13 protein-coding genes are annotated in these 17365 nt (G+C 64.7%); 4 read left to right on the top strand and 9 right to left on the bottom strand.

The annotated features are described in order from the left end of the window. Positions 1-10: 10 nt before the first annotated feature. The 3 genes from Q8O96_RS23385 to Q8O96_RS23375 form a co-directional block, all read right to left on the bottom strand. The gene (locus tag Q8O96_RS23385) at positions 11-427 is read right to left on the bottom strand and encodes a hypothetical protein (protein ID WP_305949501.1); all 417 of its coding nucleotides are present in this window, start codon (positions 425-427) and stop codon (positions 11-13) included. Positions 428-648: 221 nt separating this feature from the next. Beyond that, positions 649-1467, bottom strand: a complete 819-nt coding sequence (locus Q8O96_RS23380) for a helix-turn-helix domain-containing protein (protein WP_305949500.1) — start codon at positions 1465-1467, stop codon at positions 649-651. Between the two features lie 148 nt (positions 1468-1615). Next, on the bottom strand, positions 1616-2503 hold the full coding sequence (locus Q8O96_RS23375; protein ID WP_115580548.1) for a LysR substrate-binding domain-containing protein: 888 nt from the start codon (positions 2501-2503) through the stop codon (positions 1616-1618). 227 nt (positions 2504-2730) lie between these two features. Between Q8O96_RS23375 and ampC the strand changes: the two genes are divergently transcribed. Together ampC and pcsA are read left to right on the top strand one after the other, a co-directional pair. Further along, positions 2731-3903: a class C beta-lactamase gene (ampC, locus tag Q8O96_RS23370; RefSeq protein ID WP_115580549.1), complete on the top strand. Its 1173-nt coding sequence runs from the start codon at positions 2731-2733 to the stop codon at positions 3901-3903. A 320-nt stretch (positions 3904-4223) separates the two neighbouring features. Continuing rightward, positions 4224-4946, top strand: coding sequence for a phosphatidylcholine synthase (gene pcsA, locus Q8O96_RS23365; protein WP_102864606.1), 723 nt, complete (start codon positions 4224-4226; stop codon positions 4944-4946). A gap of 16 nt (positions 4947-4962) precedes the next feature. Here pcsA and Q8O96_RS23360 read toward each other — a convergent pair whose 3' ends face one another. Together Q8O96_RS23360 and Q8O96_RS23355 are read right to left on the bottom strand one after the other, a co-directional pair. After that, positions 4963-7410, bottom strand: coding sequence for a PAS domain-containing sensor histidine kinase (locus Q8O96_RS23360; RefSeq protein WP_115582423.1), 2448 nt, complete (start codon positions 7408-7410; stop codon positions 4963-4965). Positions 7411-7531: 121 nt separating this feature from the next. Next, entirely contained in the window at positions 7532-8314 is a 783-nt protein-coding gene (locus tag Q8O96_RS23355) for a sulfite exporter TauE/SafE family protein (protein WP_102864605.1), read from the bottom strand. A 297-nt stretch (positions 8315-8611) separates the two neighbouring features. Between Q8O96_RS23355 and Q8O96_RS23350 the strand changes: the two genes are divergently transcribed. Further along, positions 8612-11242, top strand: coding sequence for a hypothetical protein (locus Q8O96_RS23350; protein WP_305949499.1), 2631 nt, complete (start codon positions 8612-8614; stop codon positions 11240-11242). A 27-nt stretch (positions 11243-11269) separates the two neighbouring features. Here the strand turns inward: Q8O96_RS23350 and Q8O96_RS23345 are convergent, their stop codons facing one another. The 4 genes from Q8O96_RS23345 to Q8O96_RS23330 form a co-directional block, all read right to left on the bottom strand. Next, complete coding sequence (locus tag Q8O96_RS23345; protein ID WP_102864603.1) at positions 11270-11800, bottom strand: DUF3087 domain-containing protein; 531 nt, start codon at positions 11798-11800, stop codon at positions 11270-11272. Positions 11801-11947: 147 nt separating this feature from the next. Continuing rightward, positions 11948-13432, bottom strand: coding sequence for a PepSY domain-containing protein (locus tag Q8O96_RS23340; RefSeq protein WP_250330021.1), 1485 nt, complete (start codon positions 13430-13432; stop codon positions 11948-11950). A 53-nt stretch (positions 13433-13485) separates the two neighbouring features. Further along, positions 13486-15654 (bottom strand): TonB-dependent siderophore receptor, encoded by a 2169-nt coding sequence (locus Q8O96_RS23335; RefSeq protein WP_102864961.1) that lies wholly within the window; start codon positions 15652-15654, stop codon positions 13486-13488. Positions 15655-15769: 115 nt separating this feature from the next. After that, complete coding sequence (locus tag Q8O96_RS23330) at positions 15770-16156, bottom strand: DUF2946 domain-containing protein (RefSeq protein ID WP_102864601.1); 387 nt, start codon at positions 16154-16156, stop codon at positions 15770-15772. A gap of 499 nt (positions 16157-16655) precedes the next feature. Here Q8O96_RS23330 and Q8O96_RS23325 point away from each other — a divergent pair, with 499 nt between their 5' ends. Beyond that, positions 16656-17174, top strand: coding sequence for an Hcp family type VI secretion system effector (locus tag Q8O96_RS23325; RefSeq protein ID WP_025129830.1), 519 nt, complete (start codon positions 16656-16658; stop codon positions 17172-17174). The last annotated feature ends 191 nt before the right edge of the window (positions 17175-17365 follow it).

Here is a 17365-nt window from a genome sequence, read left to right as displayed (position 1 = left end):
CTCGCCGCCTTCACCAGTTGTGCAGGTTGCTGCGCGGCGGCGCCAGCAGTTGCTGGGCCAGACTGACGGCGGCCAGCGGCGAGGCACTGTGCAGCAGTGGGTAGCCCCAGAACTGTTCATAGGTCCTGGCAAAAGCCTCGACCTGCGCCTGGTTCTCCGGCTGCGGGGCGATGACGATCATCGCCTTGATCCAGCGACGGATCGCCGCCTTGTTGCACTTGGTCCACATCGAGCCCTGCTTGAGCAACGCCTTGCCCTGAGCGCTGTTGCGCTGCTCGGGCTCAGGTATCAGATCGCTCATCAGGACAAAAGCCTGGGCACGCTGCGTCAGCGCCTCCAACTGCTGGTAAGGGTCGACTAGCGGCTGTCCTGCGCCTTCGGCGCGACGCATCCAGACCAGGGGAAAATGCTGATGATCGAAGTACATGGGAACACCTCCAGAAGCTGAAAAACAAGAATGCTTATCATCTTCCCGGGAAGCACTGTCCGCATCAGCCGAGATCGACAAGTTATTGATCAATCCAGCCAGATATTGCCACTGCCACAGGCGGCACTCTGACCTGGCGGCCACCGCGATCTTGAATTTGACGAGGCATCGCCAGGCAAGGCCCTGCGGGCCTTTTCGCAGCCTCGCGGGCTCGGCAGCGGCTACAGGGCGTGGTTTTCCAGGGCTTGCCGACGCTCGGCAAAAAACCGCCCCGGCGGCTGGCCCACGGTTTTCTTGAACATGCGGATAAAGGCGCTGGCGCTGTCATAGCCCAGGGTCAGCGCCACACACTCCACCGAGTCGCCCCGGCCCAATTGCTTGAGCCCCAGAAGGATGTGCAACTGGCGCTGCCAGCGACCGAAACTCAGGCCGGTCTCGGCCACGATCAAGCGGCTCAGGCTGCGTTCGCTGAGGCCGATCTGCTCGCCCCATTGCCCAAGGCTCAGGCGCCGCTGCGGCTGTTCAAGGATCTGCTGGGCCAGACGCCGCAGCTGTGCGTGCCGGGGCATGGGCAGGTGGATCTGCTCACGGGGCGCGACCGCCAGCTCATCCAGGGTCACCGCGACCAGGCGCCCGGCGGCGCCGTCCTGGTCATACAGGAACGGCAGTTGCGCACAGCGCTTGAGCAACTCCTGCAACAGCGGCGACATCACCAGGGTGCAGCAGGCCTGCGGCAACGACCGGGCGTGCTCGGGCTCGACCAACAGGCAATAACCCTGGGCGTTCTCCAGCCCCTGGACCCGATGCTCGATCGCGCTGGGAATCCACACCGCGCACTGCGGCGGCGCCAGCCACAGGCCCTCGGCGCTCTCGCAACTGAGCACACCGCCCGCGGGAAACAGCAACTGGGCCTTGCGATGGCTGTGCCACGGCCGTTCCCAGCGCTCTTCTTGCATCGAGATGCACAGGGCACATACCGGACGCGCAATCGCGTCCGGGTCCTGGTCCTGGTCCTGGTCCTGCTGTTTCAAGACGGGCATCCACCTTCCTCCACACTCCCGGGGCATGCCGGCCATCGGCACGATGCCGGCGCCTGCCCTGCAAGGTCGAGGATTGTGCCGGGCCCACGGGGCTGAGCCAAGCCACTGGCCACGCCGGCCAGCGGCTCTGGACGCCGGGGCATTGGCGCTATTGATGAGGGCCTGCGGCCACCGCCTCCAGCAGCCAGGCCTTGAAGGCGCTCATGGCCGGGGTTTGCGCCCGCGACTGCAAACGGGTCAGCCAGTAGCTGCCGGTGACAATGCCGATCTCGAACGGCTGGACCACCGCCCCGCTGGCCAACTGTCGCTCGAACATCAACGGCGGCGCCAGGGCCACCCCCAGTCCTTGCAGGGCCGCTTCGAGCATGCCCAGGGAGGAGTCGAAGACAATGCTCTGGGGCAAGGGACTGCCGCCGCCCAGTCCCGCCTCTTGGAACCATTGCGGCCATTCATCGGTGCGATAGGAGCGCAACAGGGTCTGGCCCAACAGATCCGCCGGGCTGTGCAACTGGTGGGCGATCTGCGGTATGCACAAGACCGACAGCGGCGCCTGCAACAGCTCCAGGGCCTCGATGCCGTGCCAGGCTCCCGTGCCAAAACGGATGGCGTAGTCCAGGCCTTCGGCGGCCACGTCGACACGGTTGTTGTTGGTGCTCAGGCGCAGGTCGACAAAGGGATAGCGCGCCTGGAAATCCCCCAGGCGCGGCAACAGCCAGCCCACGGCAAAGGTGCCTACGGCACCCACCGTCAGCACTTCGCGGTAGTGCCCGCCCTCGAAACGCCCCAGGGTCTGGGCGATGCGATCAAAGCACTCACGCAGCACCGGCAGCAGGGTCTCGCCTTCGCTGGTCAGCATCAGCCCCCGGGGCAAGCGCTTGAACAGGGTGACGTTGAGCTGGGCCTCCAGGCTCTTGACCTGATGGCTGACCGCCGCCTGGGTCACACAGAGTTCGATGGCGGCGCGGGTGAAACTCAAATGACGGGCCGAGGCTTCGAAAGCCCGCAGCGCGTTCAAGGGCAGGTGTGGACGGAGCATGGGCATTCCCTAGTTTTTCTAATGGCTCCTGCGAAATATCGTCGTTTGCCGATCCTGCGCAGACTGCCTACATTGGCCTCGCTCGCGCAGCGCTGACCACGTCCTCCCTTCCCGGAAAGACTCCGCAAGCACTGCGCCTCCGGGGTTCGGGCAAAGAACCCCGAAGCCGGAAAGCCGCTGGGAATAGGCGGCAAAAAAAAATCAGAACCCATGGAAAACAGCCCATCATGCGCCATAAAACCTCAACCGGATTAGGCATCATCAGCGCCTGCGTATTGCTCCTCGGCAGCGTCGACGCCCTGGCCGAGCCCCCCCAGGACAGCCGTCTGAAAACCACCGTGGATGCCACCATCCGTCCGCTGATGCAACAGCAGGGCATTCCCGGCATGGCAGTGGCGATCATCGCCAACGGCAAGCGACATTACTTTAACTACGGCCTTGCCTCCAAGGACAATCAACAGCCGGTGGACAACGACACCCTGTTCGAAGTGGGTTCGGTGAGCAAGACCTTCAGCGCGACCCTGGCCGGCTACGCCCAGGCCAGCGGCAAGCTGGCCCTCGAGGACCACGCCAGCCAGTACTGGCCGGCCCTGCGCGGCAGTGCCTTCGACGGCATCAGCCTGTTGCAGTTGGGCACCTACAGTGCCGGTGGCCTGCCACTGCAGTTCCCCGACGACGTCCAGGGCGAGGACAAGACCCTGGATTACTACAACACCTGGAAGCCCACCTTCAGCCCGGGCACCCAGCGTCTGTATTCCAACCCCAGCATCGGCCTGTTCGGCTACCTCGCTGCCCGCAGCCTGGGCCAACCGTACGCTCAACTGCTGGAAAAGAGCCTGTTCCCCAAACTGGGGCTCAAGCACAGCTACCTCCAGGTGCCCAAGGACCAGCAGGCCCACTACGCCCAGGGCTATGACAAGCAGAACAAGCCGATCCGGGTCAGCCCCGGCCCCCTGGATGCCGAGGCCTACGGGGTCAAGACCAGTGCCCCGGACCTGCTGCAGTTCGTTGCCGATAACCTGCAACCGCAGCCGTTGGACGACACCCTGCAAAAAGCCATCGCCAGCACCCAGAGCGGCTATTACCGGGTCGGCGACATGACCCAGGGCCTGGGCTGGGAGCGCTACGCCTACCCGGTGCCCCTGGCACGGCTGCTGGCAGGCAACTCGACGCCAATGGCCCTCGAACCGCATCCGGTGCAGTGGCTGACTCCGGCCCAACCGCCCAAGGCCGACGCCTTGTACAACAAGACCGGTTCCACCAGCGGCTTCGGCGCCTACGTGCTGTTTGTCCCGAGCCAACAGATTGGCATTGTCCTGCTGGCCAACAAGAACTACCCCAACGAGGAACGGATCAAGGCCGCCCATGCGCTCCTCAGTGCCCTGGAGGCAACGAAGTAACCGAGCAGCACAGCATCACGCCCCCCCGGGGCAGCCAATAAAAAACGCCACCGGTGTTCAGCGCCAGGTGGCGTTTTTCTTGTCGCTTCGGCCATGGCGCCTAGACTCAGGAAATCCCCCTCGACCGTTGACCTCGGCCAACTGTGCAACGCCCGCCTTCCTGGATAGCGACAAGGACCGCAAGGCCCGCATCGAGCCTGATTCAGGGGTGGCGCTGAACCTTCTGCCAGGCTTTCCGGTCGATAACTGCAACCTGGACCAGCACCGCCGCGTGCACAACGCTGGTCGTCCGGGAACCACAGCCGCCGGAGAAACGCCCCGTGATATCGACCCTGCAAATCGCCAGAATCAAAGCCTGGGGCGCCCATGGCTTCACCGCCACCGGAGTGGTCAGCGCCCTGCTCGCCACCCTGGCACTGTTTGAAAACCAGCCCAAGGCCTGCCTGTTGTGGCTGGGGGTGGCGCTGCTGGTGGATGGCGTCGACGGCTCCCTGGCGCGCAAGGTCAACACCCGCTCGGTGCTGCCCAACATCGACGGTTCGGTGCTCGACCTGGTGATCGACTACCTGACCTACGTGTTCATCCCGGCGTTGTTCATCTACCGCTACATTCCTCTGCCGGAGTACAGCGCACTGCTGGCCACCTCGCTGATCCTGCTGTCGTCGCTGCTGTGCTTCTGCAACGTCAACATGAAGAGCCACGACAACTACTTCCAGGGTTTTCCCGCCGCCTGGAACGTGGTCGCCCTGTGCTTCTACCTGATCGAGCCCGGCCCCTGGCTGAGCTTGCTGAGCATCTTCGCCCTGGCCCTGCTGACCGCCACTCGGGTGCAATTCCTGCATCCGTTCCGGGTACGCAAGTGGATGGGGCTGAACATCATCGTGACCTTCGTCTGGCTGCTCAGTGGCGCGCTGCTGATCCTCAGCCACCCCTTGCACAGCCCGTCGATCATGGGCCTGTGGCTGGCGGCTTCAGCCTATTTCCTGGGGATCTGCCTGTGGCGCTCGGCCCAGGAGTGGATGAAGGGCAGCCACCAGCCATAGACGGCGGCGGCCTGCATCACAGCGGCGGGTCGTTGCCGATCGCGGCACTCAAGGCCTGGGCCAGGGCCGCCACCGAGTAGGGTTTCTGCAGGAACACGAACTCCCGGGTCTGGCCCTGGGCCAGGGCCGGGCTGTAGCCGCTGGTGAGGATCACCGGCAGCCCGGGGTAATCGCTGCGGATGCGGGTGGCCAGCTCGATGCCGCTCATGCCGGGCATCACCACATCGGAAAACACCGCCTGGAACACCCCCGGCTCCTGGCTCAGGCGACGCAGTGCCTCGATAGCGCTGGTGGCCCATTCGGTCTGGTAGCCCAGCTCGTTCAAGGCCTGGGCCAGCAGCACGCCCACTTCGGGATTGTCTTCGACCACCAGCAGCGTGGCCCCCTGGCCATCCACCTGCAGCGGCCCCGGGCAAGGGGCCGCTACCGGGCTGACCACAGCTTCAGAGCGCGGCAGGTACAAGGTAAAGCGCGTGCCCTGCCCCGGCTGACTGTGGACCACCAGGCCACCGCCAGACTGCTTGGCAAAACCGAACACCTGGGACAGGCCCAGCCCAGTGCCCTTGCCCACCTCCTTGGTGGTGAAGAAGGGCTCGAAGATCCGCTCGATCTGCTGCGGGTCGATGCCGGCACCGGTGTCGGTCAGGGACACCGCGACAAAGTCGCCGTTCTGGGCGCCCTGGCTGGCGCTGGCGGGAATCTGCGCCACCCGCTCCACGGCAATCACCAGCAGGCCCTCGCCCTGCATGGCGTCCCGGGCATTGACCGCCATGTTGATCAGCGCGGTATCGAACTGGCCGGCGTCGGCATGGATGCAGCACGCTTGCTGCGGCAGTTCGATACGCAGTTCGATGCAGGCGCCGATCAGCGGATTGATCATCTGTGCCAGCAGTTGCACGCTGACGCCGACGTCGAAGGTTTCCGGGCGCAGGTTCTGCTGGCGGGCATAGGCCAGGAGCTGGGCGGTGAGCTTGCTGGCGCGGTCCACGGTGTCGGAAATCGCATCGATGTACAGCTGCCGGCGCTCCTCGCTGAGGTTGCGCCGCAGCAGGTCGGTGGACGAGCGGATCACCGTCAGCAGGTTATTGAAGTCGTGGGCGACCCCACCCGTCAGTTGCCCCACCGCCTCCATCTTCTGTGCCTGGCGCAAGATGTCTTCGGTCTTGCGCAGCGCCTGCGCGGCTTCACGCTCGGCCTGAATGTCACGCCCCACGGCATGCAGGTGCTGGGGGTCGGGCACGGCACTCCAGGACACCCAGCGATAGCTGCCGTCCTTGTGCCGAAAGCGGTTTTCCACCCGTGAAAAACTCTGACCCAGCGCCAGTTCGGTGCAGGCGTTGACCGCCGCCACACTGTCCTGGGGGTGGATGAAATCGTAGAAGCTGCTGCCTTCGAGTTCGTGCCGCTGCCAGCCCAGCAGTCGGGTCCAGGCCGGGTTCACGGCAACGATGCGCCCGTTGAAATCCGCCACCAGCATCAGGTCGGTGGACAGTTGCCAGATCCGGTCGCGCTCCTGGGTGCGCGCCTGGACCCGCTGTTCCAGGGACTCGTTGAGGCGGCGCAACTGCTCCTCGGCCTCGCGGGTGGCGGTGATGTCCCGGGAGATGCAGAGGATCTTCTCCGGCTGACCGGCCTCATCGAGCATCGGCGTGACCTGCACATCCCACCACTTGGCGTTGCCGGCCAGGGTGTTGGCGGCGCCCTGGAACCGCGCCGATTCCCCGGCCTGGGCAGCGGCGATGGCGGCCTGGGCGTCAAGGTTGCCCTGGCCCTGCCAGAAGTCCGGCCAGGGGCAGCCGGCAATGGCATTGAAGTCGCTGACCTCCATGACCCGCAGGCCACCCTCGCTCATGAACGACAACTGACCATCGAGGTCCAGCACCTTGATGCAGTCATTGCTGCTGGCCAGCACCCGGGTATTGAGCTCGCGGGTCTCGCGCAGGCGCGACTCGGTGAGCCGGGCGTGCAGCCCCAGGCGCACCCGCGCGGTGGTTTCCACGGTGTGACACAGCACCCCCAGCACCTGCTCCTGGCGCTCGTCGAATATCGGGCTCATGGAAAACGACCACCAGGTCAGTTCCTCTCCGGGATAGCGCTGCATGTTCACCGGCAGGTCTTCATGACGGCAGGACTGGCCGCGGAACGCCTGCTCGACCATGGGTTGCACATCCGGCCAGGCATCGGCCCAGAGCGTCTCGATGGTCTGCCCCAGGGCATGGGCCAGGCGCGGCCCCAGTACCGGACGATAGGCATCATTGAAGAAGAACTGCTTCTGCGGCCCCCATAGCAGGTACAGGCTCTCAGGGGATTCGAGCACCAGGCTCAAGGTGCTGTGCAGCAGGCTGGGCCAGTGCTCCCGAGGGCCCACCGAAGTCTGCGACCAGTCGAACTGGCGGATGGCGGCACCGGTCTCGCCGCCGCGCCAGGTCTGGGGGGCGGCACCATCAGCAGAGGAAATAGTCATGGACTGCATCACACAAGGGGAAAAGGGGTTGCGCCGCCCATCAAGGGCCTGCGCAGGATAACTGACCCCTGGAATCCACGGAAGTTAGCAGGTGACGGCGAGCATGGCCCGGCTGTGGGCCTCAGAAGGCCAGCTTGTAGCCGATGGAGAACAGCATGACCGCCAGGCATGGGCGCAGGATCTCGTCGGAGATCCGCCCGGTCATGTGGCTGCCGATCCAGATCCCCGGCAGTGAGCCCATCAACAGGAACCCCAGCAGGTGCCAGTCCATGTTGCCCATGCTGGCATGACCCAGGCCGGCCACCAGGGTCAGGGGCACGGCGTGGGCGATTTCGGTGCCCACCAGGCGCTTGGTGGCCAGGAACGGATAGAGGATGAACAGCGCCACAGTGCCCAGGGCGCCGGCGCCGATGGAGGTCAGCGCGACCATGGTGCCGAGGATCAGCCCGGTGACCACGGTCAGGCCGTTGAGACCGCGGGGGCTTGGCTGATAGTCGCTGCCGTGGCGCTGGGCGAAGGCCATGAGCTTCTTCTTGAAGACGATGGCCAGGGCCGTGAGCAGCAGGACGAAGCCCAGCCCTTGCTTGATCACCGAGTTCAAGGCTTGGGGATCGGAGTCCAGGTTGTTCAAGAACCCTAGGGTCGCCAGTACCGCCGGCACGCTGCCCAGGGTCAGCCAGCCGGTGATGCGCCAGTCGATATTGCGGTTCTTCTGATGCACCAGCACCCCACCGGACTTGGTGATGGCGGCGTACAGCAAGTCAGTGCCCACGGCGGTGGCCGGGTTGATGCCGAACCAGAGCAGGATCGGGGTCATCAGCGAGCCGCCGCCCACCCCCGTCATGCCCACGATGAATCCCACTACCAGGCCTGCGATGACAAAACCGAAATTACCCACATCCATCAATAAAACCCTACAAATCACACGGCCAGGTAAAAAACTGGCGGCAGCATAGCGGCTAAAGCTTATGTCCATTTATATGAATAAAATCTAACGTTATAACCAGGTCCATTTTTTCCATGCATCAGACGCATCGAGTGCCCGCCGCCCTTGCATCCGCCACATACCCATCCAGCCCTCCCTGAACCGCCGGTGACATACACCGCAACCTGCGCATCCGGTATTCTGCTGGGCGCTCGCCGGGGCAAGCGATCCTGAGCTCACTCAGGTCCCGCCCCTTTCGTTTTCCAAGGAAGGCCCATGACACCCGACTCGACCCTCTACCAGATCGAGCAACAGCGCATCCGTTTCAGACGCCTGAACCTGCACCAGCAAGCCCCCGGACCCAGCACGCCGCAGCGTGGCAACTGGGGCCTGGCGTTGTCCGGGGGCGGCATCCGCAGCGCCACCTTCTGCCTCGGCGTTCTGCAAGCCATGGCCCGGGCGCCGGCACCGGCGACGGCCTCCACGGCCCCACTCCAGCCCGCGCCTGAAACCGCCACCGAGCACAGTCTGCTGTCACGCATCGACTACCTGTCCACGGTCAGTGGCGGCGGCTATATCGGCAGCTTCTTCTCCAGCCTGTTCCTTCCCGGACGCCTGCGCGAGCCCGATCCCCAGGACCCGGTGGGCCAGGCCGCCCGCGATGCCTACCAGGCGCTGCGCTTCGAGCCGCCGGGACGTATCAGCACCGGCGTCGACTACGCCCAGCAGCCCGTGGGCCAGGGCCCGGGTGCCTGGCTGCGGGAAAACGGCCGCTACCTGACGCCCACCGGCTCCGGCGACATGCTCTATGCCCTGGCCATGACCTGGCGCAACTGGCTGTCGCTGCACGCCATGATCGGCATGCCGATCCTGTTGATGCTCAGCCTGCTGACCCTGTTCCAGGTGCTGAGTCAGGCCAGCCTGCTGCTGTGGCCGCTGATGGCCGCCCTGCTGTTCGCCCTGCCTTGCGCCGTGGCGTACTGGCTGGTGATCCCCCAAGGCGATCTGGACCAGCCGCCAAACCTTGGCAACCCGGCCTTGCGCTTCATGCTGGCGATCGTCACCGGCCTGTGGATCGGCGGCGCCCTGGCCTATGACGTGGCCCAATGGCAGGTGGTGGGCACCCTGGCCCTTGGGGCCGCCCTGGTCGGCAGCAACGCGCTGCTGATCACCCACCGGCTGGTCCGCCGGCTGGCGGATCACCGAGACCCGGCCAAGGACAGCACCTGCAACAACTGCGTGCGCAACTACCGGGTGCAGATCACCCGCGCCCTGGGGCGAGCCATGGCGGCAGTGGCCATTCTGGCTTTCCTGGCCCTGCTGGTGACCGGTGCCGAAGCCTTGTATCGCTACCTGCTGGACTATCAGGCCCTGGCCACGCCCCTGCTGCTGGCGCTGCTGATGTGGCTGGTGCGCCGCCTGGTGCTGCTCAAGGATGAAAAGCCGCTGCCCGGCTGGATGCGCAAACTGCCCCTGGATGTCCTGGCGCTGGTTGCCGGATGCCTGCTGATGAGCCTGCTGTGCCTGTGCTGGGCGTTGCTGGTGCAATGGGTCGCCCATGACGCTGGCGCCATCAGCTACAGCGCTGCCGCTGCCTGGCGCCTGCTGGCCCTGAGCCTGGTGACCGCCTTGCTGGTCTGCGTCAGCGGGCGCTTCATCGGCTTTCTCAACACCTCGTCGCTCCAGGCCTTCTACAGCGCCCGGCTGACCCGCGCCTACCTCGGCGCGTCCAATGGCCGGCGCTTCAACGGCCCGCCACAGCAGCGCCGCACCTACCTCAGCGTGGCCGAGCCGATGTCCAGCGACGACCTGTCGCTGCAGCAGTACTACGCCACCCCCAGTGCCGGGCCGGTGCACCTGATCAACGTCACCATGAACCTGACGGTGGACCCCGCCGAGCAACTGGTGCAGCGCGACCGCAAGGGCAAGCCTTTGTGCATCGCGCCGAACTGGGCCCCCTCAACCGAAGGCAGCGTCGCCAGCGACGGTCCGGCGGAACGCTACACCCTCGATGGCAAGCCCTACCGCCGTGACCTGAGCCAGGGCCCGGCCTCGGAAATCATGAGCCCCCTGAGCCTGGGCCAGTGGATCGGCGTCTCCGGCGCCGCCTTCAGCACCGGCCTGGGGCGAGCCAACAGCCTGGGCATGTCGCTGATCCTGGGGCTGGCCAACATACGCCTGGGCATCTGGTGGCCCAGCCACTTCCTCGATCCCGGGCAACAGCACTGGAAGCCCCGTGACCTGAAGCCCTGGACCTACTTCGGCACCCAGGCCTACCTGTTCTATGAGCTGACCTCGCGGTTTCATGGACATCGACGCGACTACCAGTACCTGTCCGACGGCGGGCATTTCGAAAACACCGCCACCTACGAGTTGCTGCGTGAGGGGCGCGGCGTGGAACTGATCGTCACCTGCGACAGCGGCTGCGACCCGGATTACCAGTTCGACGACCTGGCCAATCTGGTGCGCCTGGCGCGCATCGACCAGGCCCTGGAAATCCGCGAAGACCCGGGGGTACTGGCCCATCCCCAACTCAAGGGGCTGTTCGGCAGTCTGGAAGAGTTTCGCCAGCCACCGGGCGCCGACAGTCACAAGTGCGCCTTGCTGCTGAACGTCTACGCCCATAGCCCCGACACCCAGGCGGACATCGCGGCCACGCCCCACTGCCGGATCCTGGTGCTCAAGCCGCGGCTGATCGCCGGGCTGACAGCGGACGTCGTCAACTACGCCCGGGCCAACCCGGGCTTTCCCAACCAGAGCACGGTGGATCAGTTCTTCGACGAGGCGCAGTTCGAGAGTTATCGCCAGCTGGGGCTGCATATCGGCCAGCAGCTGTTTGGCCGCAGTGGCCAGTCCAACGAAATGGCCGAGGCCTTGTGGCGCTACCTGGATGATCCGCAGCCTTGAGGAAGGGCCAGCGGATCAACCTGAACCTCAGCGCGGCTGGTGCACCTTGACCGCTTCCAGCCACTGCGCCTCCAGGCGCTCCTGCTGCGGGTCGATGCCCTGCTCGGCCAGCAACGCCAGATGGCGCTCCACTTCACCCAGCATCTGTCCGTGGGCACTGGAGTTGGCGTCCAGCTGATGCATCTGGGTCAACCCCAGGTGATAGAAGCGCAGCAGCTTGAGGGCCGCCGGATCGCCCGCCGCCACCCCGGCGGTGACCTGATGCATGACATTGGTCACCCGCATCAGGCTGCGCTTGAGGCGCCAGCCATAGACCGCCGAGGCCATCCACGGCTGGGTCCAGAACACCGTGCGCAACAGCACGGCGCTGATCACCAGCCCGGTGAACACGCCGCCGGCATTCCACACCAGGTTATCGCCGCCGGGCTGGCCGAACACCGCCACCGCAGCGCTGGAAAACAGCATGGCCAGGGCGATGAACACCAGGGCGATGATCAGGGTGCTGCGGCGGGTTTGCCGGCGATAGAGTTCAGGGTCCTGCGGGGTGATGACGAACATGGGTGCGATGGGCTCCGGAAGCAGTAGGGAATTGAGCAGGCGGGCATTATCACCGCTGGGACCGGGAGCGGTGGCTTAAATCGTCGGCGCAGGGCAGAAATACTGCATAACCCTGATCCAGGTCGCGGTATTGCGCCCTCCCCCGCCTCAACGCCGACGCCCACGCAATGAACGCCCCAGGCGGCGCCAGCCCAGCACCACACCGCTGACGCTGATCAGCAAGCCTGCGGCGCTGAACAGGATCATCCACAGGTCCCACAAGGGGCGGTTGGCCAGCAGCGGCAGCCAGTCCCAGCTGTGCAGCAGGCCGAACAGCCAGCGCGAGGCGCGGCGCGGCTGGTCCAGTTGCCCGACGATGGCGCCGGTGTGCAGGTCCAGGTGCAGCCAGGTCTGGGCCGGGTCGTCGAAGCGCACCCGCAGCACCGGCAGACGCTGCTGCAAGTGGCCCATCATGCTGTGGGGCTCGCGGGCGTAGTAATAGAAATCGTAGGCAGCCAATTGCTGGACAACCATCGGCCGCTCGGGGCGAATGGCCCAGGCCGCCTGGCGCAAGGTGTCGGGGTTGAACTGGCGCAGCACCTGCTGATCGTCCATGGCCAGAATCCGCGTGCGGCCGGCACCGTCGTAGCCGATCACATAACCCTTGCCGCCGATCATCCGCCACTCCAGTTCCCGGGTCTGCAGGCCGTCATCGGCAAAGCGCTGCAGGGCCTGGGCCGCGCTCAGGGGAAAGGCCGCAGCGTGCAGCGGTGTGCCTTGATAGGCCGCCACCGACAGGGGCTGGGAGCTGCTGAAGATTTTCCACGGGTTCATCGACATCAGGCCGCTGAAGATCCAGGTAATCAGCAGCACGCCGAACAGCATGCCGCCCACATGATGCCAGCGGGCAAAGCCCTGGTACGGCGAGTGCGAACCATTGCGATAGGTGCGTTTGAAGCGCCAGCGCAGCACGCCCACCGCCAGGCCGAGCACGGCCATCAGGGTCGCGGCCAGGGACAGGTAAGTGACGATCGGCCCCCAGGCGCCATCGATGCCGATGCCCCGCAGCGGGTACAGCCAGTGCAGCCAGGCACCGATCCAGTTCCAGCCACGCTCGGTGGCCGTGGCATCGCGCACCACCTCGCCCGTCGTGCCGGAGACATACAGCAGACGTCGTTCGGCATCGGCGGTGGCCACCCGCAGCAAGGGTCGGTCGGCGTCCAGGGCCCGGGATTGACTCCACATGTCGCCATTCACTGTCCCGCGATCACGCACCGCCACACCGGGGGCAAACTGCCGGGCCGCGGCCAGGGCCTCGACCCGGTCAGTGGGCAGCGCTTGCAGGCCGCTATCGGCCTCGATCGCTACCTTGCGCGGTCCTGGGTATTCGAGGATATAGCGCGGGGCGCCGGCCACCGTGGTCAAGCGAATGCTTGACGGCGCCAGTTCGGGATCGGCAGCGTGCAGCACCTGCTTCAGGTCAATGGGTGCATCGCCCAGTTGCAACACAGGCAAGCGTGACCAGTGTTCGGCGGGGGTCAGTTTGGGGTAGCCGACATACAGCATCACCACCCCGGAGATAAACCACAGGGCCATGAACAGGCAGGCAACAATGCCCAGCCAGCGGTGCCAGAGGTACAGGTAACGCTTCATCACAGGCTGCTCGCAAATGCGCGGGGCGCCATCGGGCGCCCCGCTGTCTCAGGTTAAAAGCGCGTTTGCAGCGCCAGCTCGAAGGTCCGCGGCGCCCCCAGGTACAGCTGGGTTTGCCCCGTGGTGCGGGCGTAGACCTGATCGGTCAGGTTGCGCACCCGGCCGGTGATCCGCGTATCGGCATTGAGCTGGTAGCCGACAAAGGCGCCGAAGATCGTGTAGGCCGGCGCATAGCGGGTGTTGGCCGCATTGGCATACATCGACGACACGTAGCGCGCATCGCCGCCCACCTGCCAGGACGGGGCAATGTCGTAGCTCAGCCACAGGTTGCCTACCTTGTCCGGGGTATTGGTGGGGCTGTTGCCCTTGCGCGACACCGGCCGGCCGCCGACGTTTTCATAGAACTCGTCGTACTGGGCGTCGACATAAGCGAAGTTGCCTTCGGCCAACAGCTTGGGCGTGACCCGCAACGAGCCCGCCAGCTCCACCCCGCGGGACGATTGCTGGCCCACCGGCTGGCTGCTGCCGGGGTTGCTCGGATCGGCGGTGGACAGGTTCTTGCGTTCGATGCGGTAGGCGGCCAGGGTCGCCGAACCACGGCCGTCGAGGAAATCGAACTTGCTGCCGATCTCCCACTGATTGCCGGTACTGAGGTCGAAGTCGCGCACCTGACCGTAGCTGGCGGTGGTCAGGATGCCTGCCGGTGGATCGGCAGCGGTGCTGTATTGCACGTAGACGTTGGCCGCCGGGGTCAACTCATAGACCAGCCCCAGGCGCCCGGTGGTGGGCCGGTATTTACGCTGGAAGAACGCCGGATTGGCCTCGGTGACGGCGCGGTAATTGGTCACTTGCAGGTCGATCTGATCGTGGCGCAGGCCGCTGAGCAGGGACAGGCGATCGGTCAGTTGCAGGCGGTTTTCCAGGAACAGGGCCCAGGTATCCACCTGGTTGCGGCGGTTCTTCTCGAAGCCGCGCTGCATGCCCGGCAAGTCCCAGAAGCTGCCCGGATCGAAAGCGTCTGGATCGACCCCAGGCAGCGAGCCCGACACCGAGCGCGGGTAGTTGCTCATCACGTTGTGGCTGTAATCGATACCCGCCGACCACTGGCTGTCGAGGCCGAACAGACTGTTGTGATGCAGCAGTTCGAAACGGTTGCCGTTGAGTTCCTGGGCGTGGCGCTGGAGCAGGATGCCAGAGCGCACCACCTGGCTGTTGTCACTGTTATAGGCGTAGTTTTCCAGGTTGCGGTATTCGCGATCGGCGTTGTAGTGGTACAGGGTGTTGCGCACGGAAGTGCGGTCATTGACCTGATAGTCGATGATCGAACGCAGCCATTGCACCCGCTGTTCATAACGACCATCGCTGACGTTGTAGTTCTCGAAGCGCCGGCTCTTGTCCACCTCCATCTTGCCCCCCAGCGGGCTCAACGCCGGCGTGCCCCAGTAAGGGCTGTCGACGCTTTCGTTCTGGTACTCGTAGGCCAGGGTGTGGGACAGCTGGTCGTTGAAATCCGTCAACAGGGAAAACGCCGTGGTCCAGGCATCGCGCTGCTCGCGGTCGACATAACCGTTGCTGGTGGTGTGGCTGACATCGAAACGCGCGTAGTGGCGCGGCCCGGCGCCGTCGTTCAGCGCATGGTTGAAACCCAAGGAGGTTTCTCGGCTGTCGAAGGAGCCATAGCTGACCCGCCCTTCATTGAACGACTCGGTGCGCGAAGGCAGCTTGGTGATGTAGTTGATGGAACCGCCCACCGCGCCAGTGCCGTAGAGAAAGCTCGACGGCCCGCCGACCGCCTCGACCCGGTCGTAGATCCAGCTGTCCACGGGACGGGCGGCGATGGAGTCGTATTGCACGCTGATGCCGTTGAACAACTGAGTGATCTGCGGCCCGGAGAAACCGCGATAGGAAACGAAACCCGGAATGCCCGGCGATGACGCCGCGTTCATCCCCGGCACGCTGGCCAGTATGTCCTGGGTGTTGGCGGCGCCGCGCTGCTCAATCTGCTGGCGGTTGACCACATTGACCGACGCCGGGGTTTCCCGCGGGGTCAGGCCCAGGCGCGAGCCGGTGGTGGTCTGGGTATCCAGTTGCAGACCAGTGGCTTGCACTTCATCGGCGCTGATGCGCGTCTGCGGCAATTGCAGCGTGCCCTCGGCCAGGGCATTGAACGACAGGGCACAGCACAGCGCCGCACAACTGGGGGAGCGATACAGGAACTTCATGGACTCGGACTCGAAAAAAATCATCAAACACCCCGGCCGCCGTCGCCATCGCGACCGCAGACTTAAGTACCGGGAGATGAAAAACACGCGACGCCAGGGCAATCGCGAAGCAGCGCTAGGCGCTCAGTGGGGGAGCCCGAGGATTGAGTGACGGCCAGGAGTAACGCGGCGGCGCCTTGCTGCCCCGCTCGACCTTGACCCGCGCCGAGTGCCGTACCAGCAGCAGCCAGGCCAGACAGAACAGCAGCCCCAGGCCCAGGCTCACCGCCGAGCACAGGGGGCAGACAAAAGCCCCCATGGTGCTGGGGCCAGTCTTGTCGCTGGAGCTGTCATCCAGAGTTGATGCAGATTCGCCCAGGGCGTGACAGAACTGCCCACCCACGCCGGTGATTTCCAGTGCAGCCATCTGTCCATGACCCAGACCGCAGACGAACACGTTGAACAGCACGCAGAAATACAGCGTCCAGGCAATGTGAGGGCGATGTGCGGAAGAATGGGTCATGGCGGCAAGGTTAACAGTGAAAAACGCACTGGAAAATCACCTATGCATGGCGAGCAAATCTCATGGGCCCGCCTGCGGTGAGGTTGTGGCGAGCTTTATAGCCGACTCGCGAAGAGCGAAGGATCGGACCAGAACTAAAGTCGCCAGGTGAGCCCGTGCCTGGGCGGAACAATGCTGCCCATGCCCGTGATGGCTTTTAGCCTTGATGCGCAAGAAGTTGCGCACTCGAATGTGAGTAAGCCTGTGGGCACATCGCTGTAAGCATGACGCTCAGGGCTCTACAGAGGAGTGCGCAAGAAGTTGCGCAGTACTGCGCAACTTCTTGCGCACTTTCTATAGGAATTCAGGCTGGAAACAGCCTGTTAAACCTTGGATTTCCATCAAGTGATTGATTGGCAAGGGGTATTGGCAAGTTGGCATGACTCTTGAGATGTCCCTGGAGCCCGGCCGGCCATTCAGGCCTCCGGGTTTTCCGTATATCCAAGCAAGGAGAGCAACAATGGCAACCCCAGCGTACATGTCCGTCACCGGTACCAAACAAGGTCTGATCACCGCCGGTGCCTTCACCGCTGACTCCGTTGGCAACACCTACCAGGAAGGTCACGAAGATCAAGTCATGGTCCAGGGCTTCAGCCATGAAGTGATCATCCCCCGCGATCCGCAGTCCGGTCAGCCCACCGGCCAGCGGGTACACAAACCGGTGAAGATCACCAAGGTCTTCGACAAGGCTTCACCACTGCTGCTCGCGGCCCTGACCTCCGGTGAGCGTCTGAGCAAGATCGAAATCCAGTGGTTCCGCACCTCCGCCGCCGGCACCCAGGAGCATTACTTCACCACCACCCTGGAAGACGCGATCATCGTCGACATCAAGGACTACATGCACAACTGCCAGGACCCGTCGAACGCGCACTTCACCCACCTGGAGGACGTCGAGTTCACCTACCGCAAGATCACCTGGACCCATGAAGTGTCCGGTACTTCGGGCTCCGATGACTGGCGTACCCCGGTCGCCGGCTAAACCCAGCGGCACCTTGCCACCCCATCGGTCAGCCGCACCGACCGATGGGCTTTGCGCTCCCAGGCACGCCTGAGGAGGCACACCGGTCATCCGTTGGATAGGACGAGTCTCGGGAAAACCGAGCACCGACTGCACACTCCCTGATCGCTCGTGCTGTCAGGGGGGATGAGCACTTCACGAAGTGGAGATGT

This window comes from Pseudomonas sp. LPH60 (genome assembly GCF_030718165.1).
In the GTDB taxonomy this organism is placed as follows: Bacteria; Pseudomonadota; Gammaproteobacteria; order Pseudomonadales; family Pseudomonadaceae; genus Aquipseudomonas; species Aquipseudomonas danubii.
Note: the sequence above shows the minus strand (reverse complement) of the source record. Positions and strands in the feature narration are given on the sequence as shown.

Coding starts and splice junctions, on each gene's coding strand:
- Q8O96_RS23335 (WP_102864961.1), bottom strand. CDS start 15,654: ATGAAGTTCCTGTATCGCTCCCCCAGTTGTGCGGCGCTGTGCTGTGCC.
- Q8O96_RS23355 (WP_102864605.1), bottom strand. CDS start 8,314: ATGGATGTGGGTAATTTCGGTTTTGTCATCGCAGGCCTGGTAGTGGGA.
- ampC (WP_115580549.1), top strand. CDS start 2,731: ATGCGCCATAAAACCTCAACCGGATTAGGCATCATCAGCGCCTGCGTA.
- Q8O96_RS23375 (WP_115580548.1), bottom strand. CDS start 2,503: ATGCTCCGTCCACACCTGCCCTTGAACGCGCTGCGGGCTTTCGAAGCC.
- Q8O96_RS23360 (WP_115582423.1), bottom strand. CDS start 7,410: ATGACTATTTCCTCTGCTGATGGTGCCGCCCCCCAGACCTGGCGCGGC.
- Q8O96_RS23330 (WP_102864601.1), bottom strand. CDS start 16,156: ATGACCCATTCTTCCGCACATCGCCCTCACATTGCCTGGACGCTGTAT.
- Q8O96_RS23325 (WP_025129830.1), top strand. CDS start 16,656: ATGGCAACCCCAGCGTACATGTCCGTCACCGGTACCAAACAAGGTCTG.
- Q8O96_RS23340 (WP_250330021.1), bottom strand. CDS start 13,432: ATGAAGCGTTACCTGTACCTCTGGCACCGCTGGCTGGGCATTGTTGCC.
- Q8O96_RS23350 (WP_305949499.1), top strand. CDS start 8,612: ATGACACCCGACTCGACCCTCTACCAGATCGAGCAACAGCGCATCCGT.
- Q8O96_RS23380 (WP_305949500.1), bottom strand. CDS start 1,467: ATGCCCGTCTTGAAACAGCAGGACCAGGACCAGGACCAGGACCCGGAC.
- Q8O96_RS23345 (WP_102864603.1), bottom strand. CDS start 11,800: ATGTTCGTCATCACCCCGCAGGACCCTGAACTCTATCGCCGGCAAACC.
- Q8O96_RS23385 (WP_305949501.1), bottom strand. CDS start 427: ATGTACTTCGATCATCAGCATTTTCCCCTGGTCTGGATGCGTCGCGCC.